Raw genomic sequence first — 18,664 nt, 5'->3', positions numbered from 1 at the left:
GGCGCGGCCGTTCAAGCGACCTGGCGCGCCGGCGCGCGGTCTCGCACGCCCGGGAACTGAACCGACGCGCCCGGCAGGCTGGGGCGTTGCCGACCTGAAGGAGATCCATTCCTCGATGCCCCCCACCTCCAGTTCGATCGAGTCCGGCGGGGAGGAGCAGCGCTTTCGGCTTCTTGTCCAGTCCATCACCGACTACGCGATCTACATGCTCGACCCGACAGGGGTCGTGATCACGTGGAACCCCGGCGCCCAGCGCTTCAAGGGCTATGAGCGCGACGAGATCCTCGGCCAGCATTTCTCCCGCTTCTACACCGACGAAGACCGGGCCTCCGGGCTGCCGGCGCGCGCCTTGGCGATGGCGGAGGGAGAGGGCCGATTCGAGCAGGAAGGCTGGCGCGTGCGCAAGGACGGCACGCGCATGTGGGCGCATGTTGTCATCGATCCCATCCGCGGCCGCTCCGGCCAGCTTCTCGGCTTCGCCAAGATCACGCGCGACATCAGCGACAAGAAGGAGGCGCAGGAGAGACTGCGCCTGAGCGAAGAGCGCTTCCGCCTGCTGGTGAAGGGGATCAAGGACTACGCCATCTACATGCTCGACCCGCTCGGGCGGGTGACGAACTGGAACGCCGGCGCCGAGCAGTTCAAGGGCTACACGGAGGCCGAGATCGTCGGCGAGCACTTCTCGCGCTTCTACACCGAGGAGGACCGCGAGGCCGGCCTGCCCGCCCGGGCGCTCGCGACGGCGGAGCGGGAGGGCCGCTTCGCCATGGAAGGGTGGCGGGTCCGCAAGGACGGCACGCGCTTCTGGGCCGATGTGGTGATCGACCCGATACGCGACGCTCAAGGCGGCCTGCTCGGCTACGCCAAGATCACGCGCGACGTCACCGAGCGGCGCAACGCCCAGCTCGCCCTGCAGGACGCACAGGCGAGGTTCGTGCAGTCGCAGAAGCTCGAGATGATCGGCCAGCTCACGGGCGGCGTGGCCCATGACTTCAACAATCTGCTGGCCGTGGTGCTCGGCAATCTCGATCTGATGCGCCGCCGCCCGGGCCTCGACGACCGGTTCAAGCTGCTGATCGAGAATTCGATCGAGGCGGCCAAGCGCGGCGCGGCGCTGACCCAGCGCATGCTCGCCTTCGCCAGGCGCCAGGAGCTCAAGACCGAGGCGGTCGACGTGCCCGACCTCGTCCGCGGCCTGGCGGACATGCTGCAACGCTCGATCGGCCCGCGGATCCACATCAGCACCCACTTTCCGCTCGTGCTCCGGCCCGCGCTTGCGGATCCCAACCAGCTCGAGCTGGCGCTCCTGAACCTGGCCGTCAACGCCCGCGACGCCATGCCGGACGGGGGCGCCATCGTCATCTCGGCGGAGGAGGCGGCGCTGGACGTCGCGGACGTCGACGGAACCGCGCCGGGGCGTTATCTGTGCCTGCGCGTGCAGGACGACGGGCACGGGATGGACGCCGAGACGCTGGCCAGGGCCGTGGAGCCGTTCTTCACGACCAAGGGCGTCGGCAAGGGCACCGGCTTGGGGCTCTCCATGGCGCACGGCTTCGCGACCCAGTCTGGCGGCCGGCTGAGGCTGCGCAGCGCGCCCGGCGAGGGAACCACCGCCGAACTGCTGCTGCCCGCGGGCAGTCGGATCCCGCGCCCCGCGCCCGCGCCCCAGCCGAGGACCGCGACGGAACAGACGGGGCCCATGCGCATCCTGGTCGTCGACGACGACAACCTGGTCCTGGCCAACACGTCGGCGATGCTGGAGGACCTCGGGCACGAGGTGCTGGAGGCGAGCTCAGGCGAGCAGGCGCTGCGGATCCTGCAGCGGGACGACGGCCTGGGCCTGCTGGTGACCGATCACCTGATGCCGGGCATGACCGGAGCGCAGCTGATCCAGACCGTGCAGGAGCAATGGCCGGACCTGCCCATCGTTCTGGCGACCGGTTACGCGGACCTCGAGCAGGGCGCCGCCCGGGGCGCGCAGCGGCTCATGAAGCCGTTCATGCAGCAGGAGCTCGCGGCCGCGATCTCGGCCGCCTTCCGGGCCCGTCAGCCCAGCGGCGACGCGCCCCCGTTCCGTTCGAAGTAGGCCGGCGACGCTCGCGGCCTTCTGTCCTCACCTCCCGGCGGCGTCGGCGTGCGAGGCCGCCGGAAACGAGAATGCGACGTGCTGGTCGACGCGGGCCGGATCGAGCCGGTGAAGCAGGTCGCAGGTCTGCCGGTCCTCGGCGGCGGTCTCGATCCGGAGCAAAGCCAAACCATCCGATTGACAGACATCCAGCAGGGAGCGGATCATGAAGCCGGCTGCCTGGGCCTGTTCGAAGAGGCTTGCGACCACGAACACCGGCACTCGGAGGATAGCGCCGTAGGCTGGCGAATGCTCGACATAGGCCAGGCAGAGACCTCGGACGTAGGCGTCTCTCTTCAGCACATAGCCGCGTGAGGATCCGCCCGAGAAGTGGCCGCACAGCATGCGCCACTCCGGCATCGTCATCCGGGGCGCGACGGTGCAGAGCAAAGGAAAGGCCGGCCCGACATGGGCGGCGTTGAGCGGCGAAAATCGAAATTCCGGCCCCATCGTCAGCCCCGCGCCGAACATGCCGGCAGACATTATGAGCCCGAAACCCGCTGCCATCTTGATCCATGTCACGGAAAAGGGTCGGGCACAGCCTTAGGTTGAATTCTTGCGGACCGGCAAGTCCGCCTGGCGCCAGGATCTCCCTGGCGTCTCACGCGTACCGCACGCCCAGGCTCGAGGGCGGCGGCCCATCGGCTCGAAACATGCGTCACGGCGCGATCGGCGCCCGCGACGATCACTTCGATCGGGGAAGCGTCATGAGTAGCATCGTCAAACTGGCGTCCCATCGCGGGCCGGCGGCGGCCGGGACGGGGCAGGCGTTCCTGTCTCCCCACGGGCGCATGGAGAAGGACGAACATCTGTCCCTGGACGCGGTGTTCGAAGGCGCGGCGGTCGAGAGCGTCGCGTCCGGGCGGACCCTGTTCTGGGAGGGCGACAAGGCCGAGCACATCGTCAAGATCTCGGAGGGATTGCTTCGGATCTGCCGGATCCTTCACGACGGGCGCCGCGCCATCGCGGGTTTCGCATCGGCCGGCGACGTCTTGGGTCTGTCCTTCAAGGACCGGTACCTGTTCAGCGCGGAGGCGATCACGCCCGTGAAGGTGATGAAGATCACCAGGCGCCAGCTGGACGCGTTTCTGCATGACTGGCCCTGCGGCCCGCAGCTCGTCTGCGACCATGTGCGGGACGAACTCTGCGCCGCGCAGGATCAGATGATGATCCTGGTGCATCAGTGCGCCGAGGCTCGGCTCGCCGGGTTCCTGTGCCAGATGGCCCGCAAGCTCACCGGAGACCTGAGCGCCGGGGTGGAATTCGATCTCGCGATGCCTCGCGCCGACATCGCCGACCATCTGGGCCTCACGATGGAGACGGTCTGTCGGTCGATGACCAGACTGCGTAAGACAGGCTACATCGGCATGAAGGGGGCTCACCGCATCCGACTCTCCAACCCGTCGAAGCTGATCGCCCTCGCGGGGACCGTGGACGGAGTGACCGACGGGCGCGTCCGCGCCTGACGACCGGCCGCGACGCCGCGCCCGCCGCGGCCTTTCAAGGCGCTCGCCGGCGCCAGTCGGACCGCGTCGCCGGATGGGCGGCGAGGTAGTCCTTCACGGCTTCGCCGATGGTCGGATAGAACGAGCCGCTTCCGATCTGCTCGAGCAATCCGAACCGCTTGAGCTTGTCCTTGACCGGGTCCTTGATCTCGGCGAAGCGCAGGTCGATGCTCATGGAGCGCAGCGCCTCCACCAGCTCGGAGAGCGCATCGGCGGCCGTCACATCGACGCTGGTGACGGGTTCGGCCGCCACGACGAGCCACCGCACCGGCGTCGGCGCCTCGGAAACCGCCTGGAGAATGCGCTCGCGGAAGAATTCGGCGTTGGCGAAGAACAACGGGGCGTCCCAGCGAAACAGCAGCAGGCCGGGGATCTGACGCGCGTCGGGGTAGCGCCTCAGGTCGTGGTACCCCTTCACCCCGTCGGCGCGTCCGAGCACGGCCGAATGAGGCCTCCATCCATCCCAGAGGAACTCGATGACGGCGATCGAGAGGGCGAAGCCGATCCCCGGGATGACGCCGAGCACGGCCACCCCGACGAGGCATGCGATCGAAAGCCAGAACTCCCAGGGCTGCATGCGATGGATGCGGACCAGCCCCTCGATTTCGATCAGCCCGATGGCCGACGCGATCACGACAGCCGCCAATGCGGCGGAGGGCAGGTTCTGCAGCAGGTTGGGCGCGAAGAGCAGCAGCAGCGCGACGCAGAGCGCCCCGACCAGGCCCGTCACCTGCGTGCGGGCGCCGGCCGCCTCCGCCACAGGCGTGCGCGACGAACTGCTGCTGATCGGAAAGCCCTGGAAGAGCCCCGCCGCGAGGTTGGCCGCCCCCAGGCCCACCATCTCCTGGCTGGGATCGACAGGCGCTCCCGTCCGGGCGGCGTAGACGCGGGACAGAACGCTCGTGTCCGCGAAGGAGACGAGAGCGACCGCGAGCCCTCCGATCAACACGGGAAGGAGATCGTCCAGGCCGGGGAGCGGGACCACGAAATGCGGCAGGCCGCCCGGCAGCGGCCCCAGCACGGCCACGCCGGCCCTGTCGGCGAGGTCGAAGAGGCTGACCGCGGCCGTCGCGCCTGCGACGGCGACCAGGATGGCGGGGATCTTGGGCCACCGCTTGAGGGCGAGGATCACGAGAAGCGTCCCCGCACCGACGGCGAACGCCGCCCAGTTCGTGCGATGGCTGATCACGCCCTCGGCGATGGCCCACAGGCCCCTGAGCGGGCCGTCGGCCGTCACCGAGAACCCGAGCAGCTTCGGCGTCTGGCCGATCAGCACCGTCAGCGCGATGCCGTTCATGTAGCCGTAGCGGATCGGCTTGGACAGCAGCTCCGTCACGAAGCCGAGGCGCGCCACGCCCCCCATGATGCAGACGAAGCCCGACACGATCGCCATGGCGCCGGCCAGCATGACCGCACGCCCGGGATCGCCCGCCGACAGCGGAAGCACGACCCCGAGGATGACGGGCGCCAGCGACGAATCGGGGCCCAGCACCATGATCCGGCTCGGCCCGAAGATCGCGTACGCCGTCAGCGGCGCGATGGTCGCATAAAGCCCGTAGATCCCGGGCAATCCGGACGCGACCGCATAGGCGATCCCGACCGGCACCAGCATCGTCGTCAGAACCAGGCCGGCCACGAGATCATGCGGGAACCATCCCCACTCATAGCGCGACAGGATCTCGGCTCCCGGCGCCCAGCGCTTCCAGCCGGTCTGCGCGGCGGGCGGGCCGGCCAGCGGCGCCCCCGGCGCCGGCCCCGGGGAGGGGCGGAAAGCCGGGCGCGTTTCGCCGCCGGGCGGAGGATTGTCGTTGGACACGCGCCTGCCCTCTCCGGGGATCTGGTGACGTCGCGGGATAAGGCGGTCGCCGCCGAAGGGTCGGCGTTTCCCCGACAGCGGGCGCCGTCAATGGATCTCCGGCACCATCCTGTACGGGTAGTCGGGCTCGACGTATCCGTGCGCCTTCTGGCGTTTCGGCAGCTTGATCTTGTCTCGCGGCAGCTCTTTGTAGGGAATGGATGACAGGATGTGGGAGATGATGTTCAGGCGCGCCCGCTTCTTGTCATCCGACTGGGCGAGATGCCACGGCGCCCAAGCGGTGTCGGACGCCAGGAACATGTCGTCGCGAGCCCGCGAGTAATCGAACCACCGGCTGTAGGACTTCAGGTCCATCGGCGAGAGTTTCCAGATCTTCCGCGGATCCGCGATGCGCTGCTCGATGCGGCGCGTCTGCTCGCCGGGGCTGACCTCCAGCCAGTATTTGAGCAGGATCACTCCTGAATCGACGATGGCCTTTTCCACGCCGGACACCGAAGCGAGGAAGCGCTCCGCCTGCTCGTCCGTGCAGAAGCCCATCACGCGCTCCACGCCGGCGCGGTTGTACCAGCTCCGGTCGAAGATCACGATTTCGCCCGCCGCCGGCAGATGCGGCAGGTAGCGCTGGATGTACATCTGTGATCTCTCGCGGTCGGACGGCGGCGGCAACGCGATCACGCGGAACACCCGGGGGCTCACCCGCTCCATGATGGCCTTGATCACCCCGCCCTTTCCCGCGCCGTCGCGGCCCTCGAAGACGATGCAGACCTTCGCGCCGGCGTGCCGGACCCAGAGCTGAAGCTTCACGAGCTCGCCGTGAAGCTCCCGGAGCTTCTTGTTGTAGTCCTTCGTCTTCACGGGCTTCATGAAATCCGAGTCCACGCTGGCCTCCATCGCAGCCGCTCGTCGCCGTCTAGTGGTCCAGCTTCCGCCCGGCCCAGCTGAGGAAGAAGCCGACGTCGCCGGGCATGCCCCGCGGCCAGTCGATGATCATGGCCTTGAGCTTGTACTGCGCGGGCCGAAGGTGATCGCGCCAGAACTCGTAAGCCTGGCGGGGGCGCCCGGCCAGCGTCTCCGGCCACCCCTCCTCCGAGTTGTTGATCGCGCGTCCGCCATCGGTGCACAGCGCGTTGGGGAAGCGCATGACCATCATTTCGGTCGCCCCACGCTTGGCCGCATCCCGCATCGAGGACAGCAGGCGCTTCTTGAGGGACGCCACCACCTCGGGCGTGACCTCGATCGTCTTCGACATCGTCTTGATCAGCTCGGCCTGCGCCCTCTCGGCCTGGGCCATGACGTTCACTTCGGACGAGGCCTGCGCCATGGCCATCTCGTCCATGTAGCGGCGCAGTTCCTCGGCGGTCATGAAGGCTTCGTCCCCAAGCGCCTGCGTGGGACGGGGATCGGAATTTTGGGCCACGGACATCGTGAACTCCTCTCGGGCGACAAAAACTCGCGTGGAGCGCCGGCGCTGCGACGCCCGGGGCGTCTAGACGTGGCGCTCAAGGGTGAAGGCAGGCGCGAAGACGCTGGCCCGCGATCCACTCAGGAAGAACCGCCGCCGAGGCGACGATGCAACTTCGGATCGTCGCGAGGACAAGGCGAGCGTTTGCGCGTCCCGATCGAAATCGGAAGTCGGTTCAAAGCATCGACCCGGAGAGTCCGGAGCGCAATGATGGAGATCAAATGCTTGCCGCCGTGATCAGTTTACTCTCTGGCGACCGTAGAGACCCCTTCACGACCATCCGCTATGGCCACTTAGACCATAAGGACTAAGCCGTGGCTGGTTTGTTTCTCAACTTCCCTGTGAGGCCGCCATGAGCACGAACGATCCTGTGAACAGACTGTCCGACGCGACCCCGGCGCCCCTCTCGGCGGTCGGCGCCTATTGGGTCGACGCCTGGCAGAGGTCCGTCCTGATGCTCGACACCGTTCGGCGGCGCGGCAACACCTATCTGGAGCAGTCCCGCAAGCAGGCGCCGCACGTTCTGAGTTTCGACGCGGAGCTGGTGCTGGACGGGCGGACGCTCGCGCGGCCGGTGAACTATGTGCTCGTGCGCATCAAGCCGCCCAAGGACGTGACGATCGACCCGACCAAGCGGCCCTTCATCGTCTTCGACCCCCGCGCAGGGCACGGACCGGGCATCGGGGGAATGAAGCAGGACAGCGAGATCGGCGTGGCCCTGAAGGCCGGCCATCCCTGCTACTTCGTCGGCTTCCTGCCCAGCCCCGTCCCGGGACAGACGATCGAGGACGTGTGCGCCGCCGAGGCGCACTTCATCGAACGCGTCATCGAGATCGAGAAGGAGACCACCGAGAAGCCCTGCCTGATCGGCAACTGCCAGGCGGGCTGGCAGATCATGATCGTGGCGGCGCTCCGTCCGGATCTCGTCGGCCCGATCATCGTGGCCGGATCGCCGCTGTCCTACTGGGCGGGCGTGAGAGGCCAGAACCCCATGCGGTATCTGGGAGGCCTGCTCGGCGGGACATGGCTGACCGCGCTGGCGGGGGACCTCGGCCACGGCGTGTTCGACGGCGCGCATCTCGTCGCCAATTTCGAGAGCCTGCATCCCGACAACACCTATTGGGAGAAGGCCTACAATGTGTATTCGAAGATCGACACGGAGCCCCAGCGCTTCCTCGACTTCGAGACGTGGTGGGGCTCGCCGGTGCTGCTCAACGCCACCGAAATGCAGTGGATCGCGGACAAGCTCTTCGTGGGCAACAAGCTCGGCGAATGCGCCATCACGACGCGCGACGGCGAGCGCGTGGACCTGCGCAACATCGCGTCCCCCATCATCGTGTTCTGCTCCCACGGGGACGACATCACGCCGCCCCAGCAGGCGCTCGGGTGGCTCCTGGATCTCTACCGGGACGTCGACGACCTGATCCGGACCGGCCAGACGGTCGTGTATTCGGTGCATCAGAGCATCGGCCATCTCGGCATCTTCGTCTCCGGCAAGGTGGCCACGAAGGAGCACGCCGAATTCGCCTCGTGCATCGACATGATCGATCTCCTGCCGCCCGGCCTCTACGAGGCGGTGATCTCGGAGGCGGGGCCGGACACCGCGCGGGCGGACCTGGTCGAGGGACGCTACGTCTTCGCGCTCGAGAAGCGCACGCTGGACGACATCCGGAACTTCGGGACCAATTCGGCCGAGGACGAGACCCGCTTCGCCACGGTCGCTCGGGTGTCGGAGATCAACAAGGGCCTCTACCAGACCTTCGCCGCCCCCTTCGTGCGCCAGATGTCGACGGACCAGACGGCCGAGTGGCTGCGGAACATGCATCCCCACCGGCTGCGTTTCGCCGCCCTCTCGGATCAGAATCCCGCGGCTCCCCTGATCGCGTCCCTGGCCGAAAAGGTGCGAGCGGACCGGCGGCCGGTCGATGACGCGAACCCGCTGCGTCAGCTGGAGACCGCGGCCGCGGCCCAGATCTCGCAATCGCTGAAGCTGTGGGGAGCGTTCCGCGACATGATGACCGAGCAGGTCTTCCTGGCGACCTATGGGTCGCCGTCGCTCCAGGCGCTCGTCGGCGTCAGCAGCGAGGATGAATCGGAGCGGCCGCACGCCATTCGGGATCTCGCGAGGCGGACGACGGCGGACGCGGAGGAAGCGAAGCTGCGCGCCGGGATGGACCGCGGAGACCTCGTGGACGCCATCGTGAGAGCGCTCCTCTACATTTCGCACGGCGCCGGCCGGGTCGGCGACGAACGGGGGTTCTCCGCCCTGAAGAGTCTCAGCGCCGCCCTTCCCTCCAGCCTCAAGGTGGGCAAGGAACGGTTCAAGGAGGCGGTGCGCCGCCAGTCCCTGACCGTCAGTCTGGACGAGAACGGCGCTCTCGAAACGCTGCCGCGCTTGCTGCCGGACGACCGGTCGGAGCGCCGCAGAGGCCTGGACATGATCCGCACGGTCTTCGAGAGCCGCGATCGGAGCGAGGACGAGACCGCGCGCTTCCATGAGATCGCCCGGATCTTCAGTCCGTCGTCGCCGAAACTCGCCGCCACGCCATCGTCGGCGGCCTGAACGGACCTGAGCTCGGAGGCTCAAACCATGGCTGACATGCTGAGCGGCAAGAAGGCGCTCGTCGTCGGCGTCGCCAACGACCGGTCGATCGCGTGGGGCATCGCCTCGGCGCTTCGGGCGGCGGGGGCCGACATCGCCCTGACCTACGTCAACCCAAAGGCGGAGGCCTATGTGCGTCCGCTCGCCGAAAGGCTGGATGCGACCTTGTGCTCACCTCTCGACGTGGCCCGCCCCGACCAGCAGCAGGCGCTCGTGGACGAGATCGCCGCGGCGTGGGGACGCCTCGACGTCCTGGTGCACTGCATCGCCTTCGCACCGCGGGACGACCTTCATGGCCGGGTGCTGGACACCTCGCCCGATGGTTTCACGCTCGCCATGGACATCTCCGTCCACTCCTTCGCCCGGCTGTGCAAAGCCTTCGAGCCGCTGATGAGCGACGGGGGCGCATGCATCACGGTCAGCTTCTACGGCGCGGAGAAGGTCGTCTCGACCTACAACATGATGGGCCCGGTCAAGGCGGCTCTGGAGGCCATGGCGCGGGAGCTCGCCTCCGAGTTGGGCCCCAGGGGCGTAAGCGTGAACGTGCTCTCTCCCGGCGCCATCGCGACCAGGGCGGCCGGCGGCATCGCCGAATTCGACACGATGCTGGACGAGGCGAGGGATCGGGCTCCCATGAAGCGCCTGGCCACCATCGAAGACGTGGGCGCCATGGCGGCGTTTCTGGCGGGCTCACGCAGCATCACGGGCGAGACCATCCACGTGGACGGCGGCTACCACATCATGGGCTGAGGCGGTCGGCTCATGACGGGGCGACGCCTCCGGCCGCCGGCGGCGCCAGGTAGAGCGTCATCGCGAAAACGGCGTAGACCATCAGCAGCAGCGCGCCGACGAACCAGGCGGAGCGCCCGCTGCTGGTCACCAACGTGGCCGCCAGCACGCTGATCATCATCATGACGACTGCTCCCGGCCAGAGCTGGAGGTCCATCGGATGGGGGCCGATGAGATAGCTCAGCAGGACCAGCACGGGCGCGACGAACAGGGCGATCTGCGATGCGCTTCCCAGCGCGATGCCCACGCTGAGGTCGAGATGGTTCTTCCGCGCCGCCGAGAAGGCGGACGCCATCTCCGCCGCGCCTCCCACAAGGGCGACCACGACGAAGCCGACGAAGGCCTGGGTCATGCCGAAGGCCTCCGCGCCAGCCTGCACGACGCCGACGAAGATCTCGCTGACCAGGGCGACCAGGATCGTCACCCCCGCGAGCGTCGACAACGCCAGAGAGAGGGGCCAGTGCGCAGGAGCGGCGGCGTCGTCCGCCGCGACGCTCCCGAACGCCTCCCGGTGGGTCTTGAGCGTGAAAAGCATGCCAAGCCCGTAGGCGGCGATGAGCAGGAAGGAGAGGCCGACGCTGAGCCGCCTCACGAAGCCGAGGCTCCCGCCCGGGTCCGAATCGGCCGCGATGGAGGGCGCGAGCAGCGCCACCGTGGCGAGAAACAGGAGAGAGGCCTGCATCCGGACCGTCGCCCGATTGAACTCCTGGATGTGGTGTTTCAGCCCGCCCAGCAGAAAGGACGCGCCTAGCATGAACAGCGTATTGGCGACGATGGCGCCCACGATGGAGGCCTTCACCAGCGTGTAGTCGCCGGCCCGCAGCGCCGCCAGGCCGATGACCAGCTCCGTCATGTTCCCGAGGGTCGCGTTCAGCAAACCCCCGGTCGCATCCCCCGTCTTGGCCGCGATGGCTTCGGTGGCGTGGCTCAGCAGGGCCGCCAGCGGCGTGATCGCCAGGATGGAGAGAACGAAGATCAGGGACGGGGAGTGTGGCGCGACTTTCTCCACCACGAACACGACAGGCACGAAGACCAGCAGCCAGAGCAGCGGGTTACGGCGGATCTCCTTGAGGAGCTGGGCCATGTCTTCGCGCTCGATGTCCGAGGTGACGACGCTCGTGAACCCGACCATGGCAGACGCCCCGCGCCATGAACTGATCTGCGTCAGGCGCGATGCTTTCGACGCGAGGTAACCTCTTTCGAGGGCGCATTGCACACGCGCCGAAGGCGGATACTTGCTTTCGCTTTCGAGAGACGTGCGAAGTTTTTGACCCCGGCTGCGGACGACTTGCGCTGAACGGCGCGCCGGCGTTCGGACGCTGGCCGCCTTTGACGGAAGCGAACCATGAGCGCCCCTGAGAAACATCACCAGAAATACGACGCCCTCATCGCCGCCGCCCGAGCCCTGCCTCGCCTGAAGGTCGCGGTGGCGCATCCTTGCGACGAGAGCGCCATCAGGGGCGCACTGGAGGCCGCCGAGCTGGGCCTGATCGAACCGATCCTCGTCGGACCGACCGCCAAGATCGTCGCCGCCGCGGCGTCCTGCGGCCTGGATATCTCACGGTGTGAGATCGTCGACGCGCCCCACAGCCACGCCGCAGCCGATGCGGCCGTCAAGCTCGTGCTCGCCGGCAAGGCGGAAGCCTTGATGAAGGGCTCTCTCCATACCGACGAACTCATGGCCGCCGTGGTGCGCCGGGAAGGCGGCCTGCGCACGGCGCGGCGCGTCAGCCACTGCTTCGTGATGGACGTGCCCCATCACCCGGACGCCCTGATCATCACGGACGCGGCCATCAACATCGCCCCGGATCTCGAAGCCAAGGTCGACATCGTCCAGAACGCCATCGATCTCTGCCATGCGCTTCGCCAACCCGAGGCCCGGGTCGCGATCCTCTCGGCGATGGAGACGGTGAACCCCAAGGTGCCCTCCACCATCGAGGCGGCGGCCCTGTGCAAGATGGCGGACCGGGGACAGATCACCGGCGGCATCGTCGACGGCCCGCTTGCGCTCGACAACGCGATCGACCTCGGGGCTGCGAAGATCAAGAGGATCGTGTCGCCCGTCGCGGGGCGGGCCAACATCCTGGTCGTGCCCGATCTCGAGGCCGGCAACATGCTCGCGAAGAGCCTGACCTTCCTGGCGAACGCGGACGCCGCCGGGATCGTGCTCGGCGCGAAGGCGCCGGTGATCCTCACCAGCCGCGCCGACTCGGTGACCACCCGCCTGGCGTCATGCGCGGTGGCGTCGCTGGTCGCCGACGCGGCCCGCAAGACCCTCGCCATCAAGAGTTGAGCCCGTGACAGCCTACGCCGTCTTCAACGCGGGATCGTCATCCCTGAAATTCCAGCTCTTCGAGCCCGGGCCGAACGGCGCGCTCTCGCCCTTCGTGCGGGGCAAGGTCGAAGGGCTGGGCGCCCAGCCCAAATTCGCCGCCAGGGATGGATCCGGAAAGAGCCTGGGCGAGCGGACCTGGCCGGCGAGCGACGCGCTCGATCACGAACAGGGCACGATGTACGTGCTGGAGTGGGCGCGCGAGCGCCTGGGAGGCCGCAGGCTCGCCGCCATCGGTCATCGGGTGGTGCACGGCGGCAGGGACTTCAGCGGCCCCGCGCTGATCGACGACGCCGTTCTGGCGAAGCTCGAAGCCTATGTTCCGCTGGCGCCCCTGCACCAGCCTCACAACCTGAAACCCATCCGCATCGTGCGCCGACACCGGCCGGACCTGCCGCAGGTCGCCAGCTTCGACACCGCCTTCCACCAGACGCAGCCCGAGATCGCGCAGCTCTTCGCGCTTCCCTACGCCTACGCCGAGCGGGGCGTCCGGCGATACGGCTTCCACGGCCTGTCCTACGCCTATGTGGCCAGCGTGCTGGGCCAATGCGCGCCGGGGCTCGAGAAGGGAAAAGCGATCGTCGCTCACCTGGGCAGCGGCGCCTCGCTTTGCGCGATGGTCAATGGCCGTTCCGTGTCGTCGACCATGGGATTTTCGGCGCTGGACGGCCTGCCCATGGGAACCCGATGCGGGTCGCTGGATCCGGCTGTCGTGTTCTACCTGATGCGTGAGGACAAGCTCGACCCCGCGGCTGTCGAGAAGCTGCTCTACAACAAGTCCGGATTGCTCGGCGTTTCGGGCCTGTCGAACGACATGCGGGCGCTGCGCGAGGCGGCGGCAGGCGGACATGAGCGCGCCCGTCTCGCCATCGACCTCTTCGTCTATCGGATCCGCCGCGAGATGGGAGCGCTCACCGCCGTGATGGGCGGCCTGGACGGCATCGTCTTCACCGCCGGGATCGGCGAGAACGATCCAGCGACGCGCGCCGAAATCCTCCGGGGCATGGAATGGGCCGGGCTGAAGGTCGACGAAGCCGCGAATCGGGCGGGCCGGCCGCTGCTCACTCGCGCCGGCGGGCCGCAAGCCTGGGTCGTTCCCACGGACGAGGAACTCATGATCGCCCGGGAAACGGCCGCGTTGCTCACCGCCGGTTGAGCGCCCAGGACCGCTCGGGGAAAGCGGCCTCCTGAACCCTCCCGCGCTACGTCACCGCGCGTCGGGCGCCTCGGCGAAGGCGCGCGACGTCGGCGCCATCTCGAAGCCGGTTTGCAGGATGTGGGCGCGGATGAGCGCGCGGAGCCGCTCGGCGTCGCGGGCCGCGACGGCGTCCACCATGGCGAAGTGCTCCCGGCTGGACTGCTCGATGCGCCGGCGCGTGCGCCACTGGCTGGCCGGCGCGGAGGAGATGCGGCCGCGCAGGTCCGTCACCAGCGCCGTCAGCTCGTCATTGCCGTTCAGCCGCAGCAGCTCCAGGTGGAAGGCGACGTTGGCGTCGTATTGCTCCAGCACGGCGCCGTCGAGGACCAGGGCGTCGAAGTCCCGCGCCAGCGCCGCGAGCCGTGCGACGTCGGCCGCGGTCGCGCGGGCGATCACGCCGTCGACGGCGGCCAGTTCGAGAATGAGGCGGACGTCGCGGAGCTGCGCCGCCCGCTCGCCGTCCTCCTCGTGGACCCGGTAGCCGCGGTTCGGCCAATGCGCGACCAGGCGCTTCTGGACCAGGCGATCCAGCGCCCGCCGGATCTCCAGGCGGTTGCGGCCGTAGCGCTGCTCCAGATCGATCTGTTTCAGCCAGGCGCCGGCGGCGAACAGGCCCGACTGGATGTCGCGGGCGATGAGGTCCGCCACGTCATGCGCCTCGCGCCTGGCCGGCGCCGCGGGACTGCTGCTCGCGCTCATCCACCCCTCGCTCGACATCCGCCCAACCGGTGATCACCCGTGCGAAACTGCGTGCACAACCTGAGATTGTCCGTCTGGACGGACTGTGCCACAAATTGGCGCCAATGTCCCAGCCGAGCCCCCTGCGGCGGACCAAGCGGAGCCTGCGATGCGGAACGACGACGAAATCTGGCGCCTGGCCGACGCCAAGAGCCCGGCCTTCTTCGCGCTGAGCGACCGTATCTGGGGTACGCCGGAGCTGAATTACCAGGAGGAGCAATCCGCCGCCGAGCATGCGCGCATGCTCGAGCAGGAAGGTTTCCGCGTCCAGAAGGCGGTCGCCGGCATCCCGACCGCCCTGGTGGGCGAAGCCGGCGAAGGCGGTCCCGTGATCGCGATCCTGGGCGAATACGACGCCCTGCCGGGCCTGAGCCAGGAGGCCGGCGTCGCGGTGGAGAAGCCGATCCAGGACGGCGGGGCCGGCCATGGCTGCGGTCACAACATGCTGGGCTCGGCCTCGCTGCTGGCCGCCACGGCCGTGAAGGACTACCTCGCCAGGAACGGCCTTCCGGGGCGCGTGCGCTACTATGGCTGCCCGGCCGAGGAAGGCGGCTCCTCCAAAGGCTTCATGGTGCGGGCCGGCCTCTTCGACGACGTCGACGTGGCGATCTGCTGGCATCCGGCCGCCTTCACGGGCGTGAACAAGCCCATTTCGCTCGCCTGCGTGGAGATCGAGTTCACCTTCCACGGGCGGGCCTCGCACGCCGCCGCGACGCCGCACCTCGGCCGCAGCGCGCTGGACGCGGTGGAGCTGATGAATATCGGCGTCAACTACATGCGCGAGCACATGCCGTCCTCGGCCCGCGTGCACTACGCCATCATCGACGGCGGCGGCATCGCGCCCAACGTCGTGCAGGCCCGGGCCACAGTGCGTCACCTCATCCGCGCGCGGACGCTGGCCGAGATGTGGGACCTCGTGCGTCGGGTCAAGGACATCGCTCAGGGCGCGGCGCTGATGTCGGAAACGCGCGTCGTCGCCAAGCAGCTCTCGGGCGACGCCAACCTCGTCGGCAACCGTCCGCTCGAGGAGTGCATGCACGCCAACCTGACCCGCCTCGGCGGGCCCGGCTTCGACGAGGCCGACCGGCGCTTCGCGGCCGAGATCCAGAAGACCTTCTCCAAGGACGACATCCGCTCCTCCTACGGCCGCTTCGGCCTCAAGCCGCGGGAGGGCGAGGCCTTGAGCGAGGAGATCTACCCGCTCGACTTCACGGCCGACCTCTTCGTCGGCTCCACGGATGTGGGCACCGTCAGCTGGGTGACCCCCACGGTGCAGTGCCGCGCCGCATGCTACGCGGTGGGAACGCCCGGGCACTCCTGGCAGCTCGTCGCCCAGGGCCGCGCGCCCGCCGCCCACAAGGGGCTGGCGCTGGCCGCCAAGGCCATGGCGGGCGTCGCCGTGGACGTGCTCACCGACCCGGCGCTGCTGAAGGCCGCGCGGGACGAATTCGAGGCGTTCCGGCGCGAGAACCCGTTCGAGAACCCGATCACGCCCGACGTCGAGCCGCCGCTCGACATGGCGGCCCGATGAGCCCCCTCCCCGCCTCCACCCTCGACGCCGTCGCGGCGCTGGTGGATCGCGACCGGCTGATGGCCCATGTGGCCGAGTTCGCCAAGCGGGTGAAGCTGTCGGGCACGCCCGAGGAGCTGGAAAGCTTCGGCTACCTGGAAGCCACGATGCGCGGCTATGGCTTCCGCACCCGCCTGCTGTCGCACGACGCCTATATCAGCCTGCCGGGAGCGGCGACGCTCGCGGTGGACGGGCGCGAGATCCGCTGCATCACGCATTCCATGTCGGACCCCACGGGACCGCAGGGCCGCACGGCGCCCGTGGTGCATGTGGGCGAAGGCTCGGAGGCCGAGATCGCCGCCCAGGACGTCGCCGGCAAGATCGTGCTGGTGGACGGCATCGCGGTGGAGGACGTGGCGCGCTACGCCTCCAAGGCCGGGGCGATCGGCGAGATCCACATCTCGCCGACGGAGCAGACCTACGAGATGTGCATCTCGCCCGTCTGGGGCAGCCCGTCGCACCTGACGCGCGCGAACCTGCCCCGGACGGCGGTCGTCACCGTATCGCGCGACGACGGCGCGGCGCTTCGCCAGCGCTGCCTCGCAGGCGAACCGGTCGTCGCCACCATCACCACCGAGGTCGACACCGGCTGGCGCAAGACGCCGCTGCTGGTGTGCGACATGGACGGGCCCGCCGGCGCGGAGGCGCCCTTCGTGCTGTTCTCCGGCCACCACGACACCTGGCACTACGGCGTGATGGACAACGGCTCGGCCAACGCCACCATGCTGGAGGCCGCGCGCGTGCTGGCGGAGCGGCGCGCCGACTGGCGGCGCGGCCTGCGGGTCTGCTTCTGGTCGGGCCATTCGCATGGTCGCTACTCGGGCTCGGCCTGGTACGCGGACGAGAACTGGATCGAGCTGGAGCGCTCCTGCGCGGCGCATGTGAACGTCGATTCCACCGGCGCGATCGGCGCGACGGTGCTCACCGACGCGGGCGTGATCGACGAGCTGAAAGGGCTCGCCCACGAGGCCATCGCGGCCGAGACCGGGCAGGACCACAAGGGCCGCCGCCAGGGCCGCGCCGCCGACCAGTCCTTCTGGGGCGTCGGCGTGCCCTCCATGTTCGGCAGCCTCAGCCACCAGCCGCCCGGGCCGGTGAAGATGCTCGTGGCGCTGGGCTGGTGGTGGCATACGCCGGAGGATCTCGCCGACAAGATCGACCCGGACCACCTCGTACGCGACACCCGGATCGCGCTGCGCTGCCTGTGGAGGCTGCAGGTCGACCCGGTTCTGCCTCTGGACTACACGCAGACCGCCGAGGCGCTGGCCCTCGAGCTGGACGCGATCGCGGCCGGCGCCCCGGGCTTCGACTGCGAGGCCCTGCGCAAGGCGACGGCGGCGCTCGGATCGGCCGCCTCGGCCGTGAATGCAGCCGCCGCGCAGGCTGACGATCGGCTGGCCCGCCGGCTCGACGCAGCCCTGATGCGGGCGTCGCGCGCGCTGGTGCCGCTGAACTACACCAGCGGCGAGCGCTTCCGCCACGATCCCGCCATGCCGCAGCCGGCCTGGCCGTCGCTGCAGCCGTTGCGCGACCTCGCCGGCGCAAACGCCGGCTCCGACGAGCGGCGCTTTCGCGAGGTCGAGGCCCGCGCGGCCCGTAACCGCGCCCTGCACGCCATCGGCTTGGCGACCGAAACGCTGACCCAAGCCCTTTCACAGAGTGGAGCCCCCCAATGACGCTCAGGACCACGATCGCGGCCGTTCTCGCGGCCACGCTGCTCGCCGGCGCGGGCCCGTCACTCGCCAAGGACTGGTCCAAGGTGCGCATCGGCATCGAGGGCGCGTTTCCGCCCTGGAACGCCACCACGGCGGACGGCAAGCTCGTGGGGCTGGACGTCGACCTGCTGGCCGACCTTTGCAAGCGCGCCAACGTGCAGTGCGAGCTGATCGCCAACGAGTGGACCAGCATCGTGCCGAGCCTCCAGGCCGGCAAGTTCGACATGGTGATGTCGATCGGCATCAACGAAGCGCGCAAGAAGATCATCGACTTCACCGTCCCGTACGCCAGCGGCGCGGCGGCCTTCACGCTCAGCAAGGACGGGCCGATCGCGTCGCTGCCGATGGACGGCCAGCGCCTCGACCTCAACGACAAGTCCAAGGCCGAACCCGTGATGGCCGAACTGCGCAAGCTGCTGAAGGGCAAGACCGTCGGCGTCGTGCAGTCCACCAGCCACGAGCAGCTCATCCGCAACAATTTCGGGGATGACGTCACGGTGCGGACCTACAAGACGTCGCAGGACCGCGACCTCGACCTGAAGGCCGGGCGCATCGACATCGGCTTCGACAGCGCCGTCTATGCGGCGACGCTGCACGACAAGCCCGGCAACGAGGACATCCGCATCGCCGGACCGCTCCTCAAGGGCCCGCCGCTCGCCACCGACGTCGCGATGGGCGTGCGCAAGGACGACGGCGACCTGCGCGCGATCTTCGACAAGGCGATCCAGGCCGCGGCCGCGGACGGCACGATCAAGACGATCTCCACCAAGTGGAGCAAGATCGACCTGACGCCGACGCCCTGACGTTCCGCG

At 68.8% G+C, this 18,664-nt stretch carries 15 protein-coding genes; 9 read left to right on the top strand and 6 right to left on the bottom strand.

Features of this window, described 5'->3' with window-relative positions; all coding sequences use genetic code 11:
* Positions 1-115: 115 nt before the first annotated feature.
* Positions 116-2,086, top strand: a complete 1,971-nt coding sequence (locus tag ACYVO7_RS16035; RefSeq protein ID WP_460450806.1) for a hybrid sensor histidine kinase/response regulator — start codon at positions 116-118, stop codon at positions 2,084-2,086.
* Positions 2,087-2,113: 27 nt separating this feature from the next.
* Here ACYVO7_RS16035 and ACYVO7_RS16030 read toward each other — a convergent pair whose 3' ends face one another.
* Positions 2,114-2,647 carry a hypothetical protein gene (locus tag ACYVO7_RS16030; RefSeq protein WP_460450805.1) on the bottom strand — a complete coding sequence of 178 codons (534 nt, stop codon included), beginning with the start codon at positions 2,645-2,647 and terminating at the stop codon, positions 2,114-2,116.
* Positions 2,648-2,832: 185 nt separating this feature from the next.
* Here ACYVO7_RS16030 and ACYVO7_RS16025 point away from each other — a divergent pair, with 185 nt between their 5' ends.
* Positions 2,833-3,591: a helix-turn-helix domain-containing protein gene (locus ACYVO7_RS16025; protein WP_460450804.1), complete on the top strand. Its 759-nt coding sequence runs from the start codon at positions 2,833-2,835 to the stop codon at positions 3,589-3,591.
* Between the two features lie 34 nt (positions 3,592-3,625).
* Here ACYVO7_RS16025 and ACYVO7_RS16020 read toward each other — a convergent pair whose 3' ends face one another.
* The 3 genes from ACYVO7_RS16020 to ACYVO7_RS16010 form a co-directional block, all read right to left on the bottom strand.
* A complete protein-coding gene (locus ACYVO7_RS16020) occupies positions 3,626-5,365 on the bottom strand; it encodes a SulP family inorganic anion transporter (RefSeq protein WP_460450899.1) in 1,740 nt (579 codons plus the stop codon).
* 168 nt (positions 5,366-5,533) lie between these two features.
* Positions 5,534-6,310: a polyphosphate kinase 2 gene (ppk2, locus tag ACYVO7_RS16015; RefSeq protein WP_406858666.1), complete on the bottom strand. Its 777-nt coding sequence runs from the start codon at positions 6,308-6,310 to the stop codon at positions 5,534-5,536.
* A gap of 46 nt (positions 6,311-6,356) precedes the next feature.
* Positions 6,357-6,869, bottom strand: a complete 513-nt coding sequence (locus ACYVO7_RS16010) for a hypothetical protein (protein ID WP_460450803.1) — start codon at positions 6,867-6,869, stop codon at positions 6,357-6,359.
* A gap of 391 nt (positions 6,870-7,260) precedes the next feature.
* On the opposite strand from ACYVO7_RS16010, the gene ACYVO7_RS16005 reads away from it, so the two are divergent.
* Positions 7,261-9,471 (top strand): DUF3141 domain-containing protein, encoded by a 2,211-nt coding sequence (locus ACYVO7_RS16005; RefSeq protein ID WP_460450802.1) that lies wholly within the window; start codon positions 7,261-7,263, stop codon positions 9,469-9,471.
* 27 nt (positions 9,472-9,498) lie between these two features.
* Entirely contained in the window at positions 9,499-10,260 is a 762-nt protein-coding gene (gene fabI, locus ACYVO7_RS16000; RefSeq protein ID WP_460450801.1) for an enoyl-ACP reductase FabI, read from the top strand.
* Between the two features lie 10 nt (positions 10,261-10,270).
* On the opposite strand, the gene cax is transcribed toward fabI, so the two are convergent.
* The gene (gene cax, locus ACYVO7_RS15995; protein ID WP_460450898.1) at positions 10,271-11,383 is read right to left on the bottom strand and encodes a calcium/proton exchanger; all 1,113 of its coding nucleotides are present in this window, start codon (positions 11,381-11,383) and stop codon (positions 10,271-10,273) included.
* A 261-nt stretch (positions 11,384-11,644) separates the two neighbouring features.
* On the opposite strand from cax, the gene ACYVO7_RS15990 reads away from it, so the two are divergent.
* Entirely contained in the window at positions 11,645-12,592 is a 948-nt protein-coding gene (locus tag ACYVO7_RS15990; protein WP_460450800.1) for a phosphate acetyltransferase, read from the top strand.
* Between the two features lie 4 nt (positions 12,593-12,596).
* Positions 12,597-13,787 (top strand): acetate/propionate family kinase, encoded by a 1,191-nt coding sequence (locus ACYVO7_RS15985; RefSeq protein WP_460450799.1) that lies wholly within the window; start codon positions 12,597-12,599, stop codon positions 13,785-13,787.
* A gap of 51 nt (positions 13,788-13,838) precedes the next feature.
* Here the strand turns inward: ACYVO7_RS15985 and ACYVO7_RS15980 are convergent, their stop codons facing one another.
* Entirely contained in the window at positions 13,839-14,528 is a 690-nt protein-coding gene (locus tag ACYVO7_RS15980; protein WP_460450798.1) for a GntR family transcriptional regulator, read from the bottom strand.
* Positions 14,529-14,676: 148 nt separating this feature from the next.
* Here ACYVO7_RS15980 and ACYVO7_RS15975 point away from each other — a divergent pair, with 148 nt between their 5' ends.
* The 3 genes from ACYVO7_RS15975 to ACYVO7_RS15965 are packed head-to-tail and all read left to right on the top strand — an operon-like array spanning position 14,677 to position 18,655.
* Positions 14,677-16,098, top strand: a complete 1,422-nt coding sequence (locus ACYVO7_RS15975; RefSeq protein ID WP_460450797.1) for a M20 family metallopeptidase — start codon at positions 14,677-14,679, stop codon at positions 16,096-16,098.
* Positions 16,095-17,813, top strand: coding sequence for a M28 family peptidase (locus ACYVO7_RS15970; protein ID WP_460450796.1), 1,719 nt, complete (start codon positions 16,095-16,097; stop codon positions 17,811-17,813). The genes ACYVO7_RS15975 and ACYVO7_RS15970 overlap by 4 nt, the downstream gene beginning before the upstream one ends.
* Entirely contained in the window at positions 17,810-18,655 is an 846-nt protein-coding gene (locus ACYVO7_RS15965; protein ID WP_460450795.1) for a transporter substrate-binding domain-containing protein, read from the top strand. The genes ACYVO7_RS15970 and ACYVO7_RS15965 overlap by 4 nt, the downstream gene beginning before the upstream one ends.
* Positions 18,656-18,664 lie beyond the last annotated feature (9 nt).

The sequence above is a fragment of the Alsobacter sp. SYSU BS001988 genome (assembly GCF_054796215.1).
Note: the sequence above shows the minus strand (reverse complement) of the source record. Positions and strands in the feature narration are given on the sequence as shown.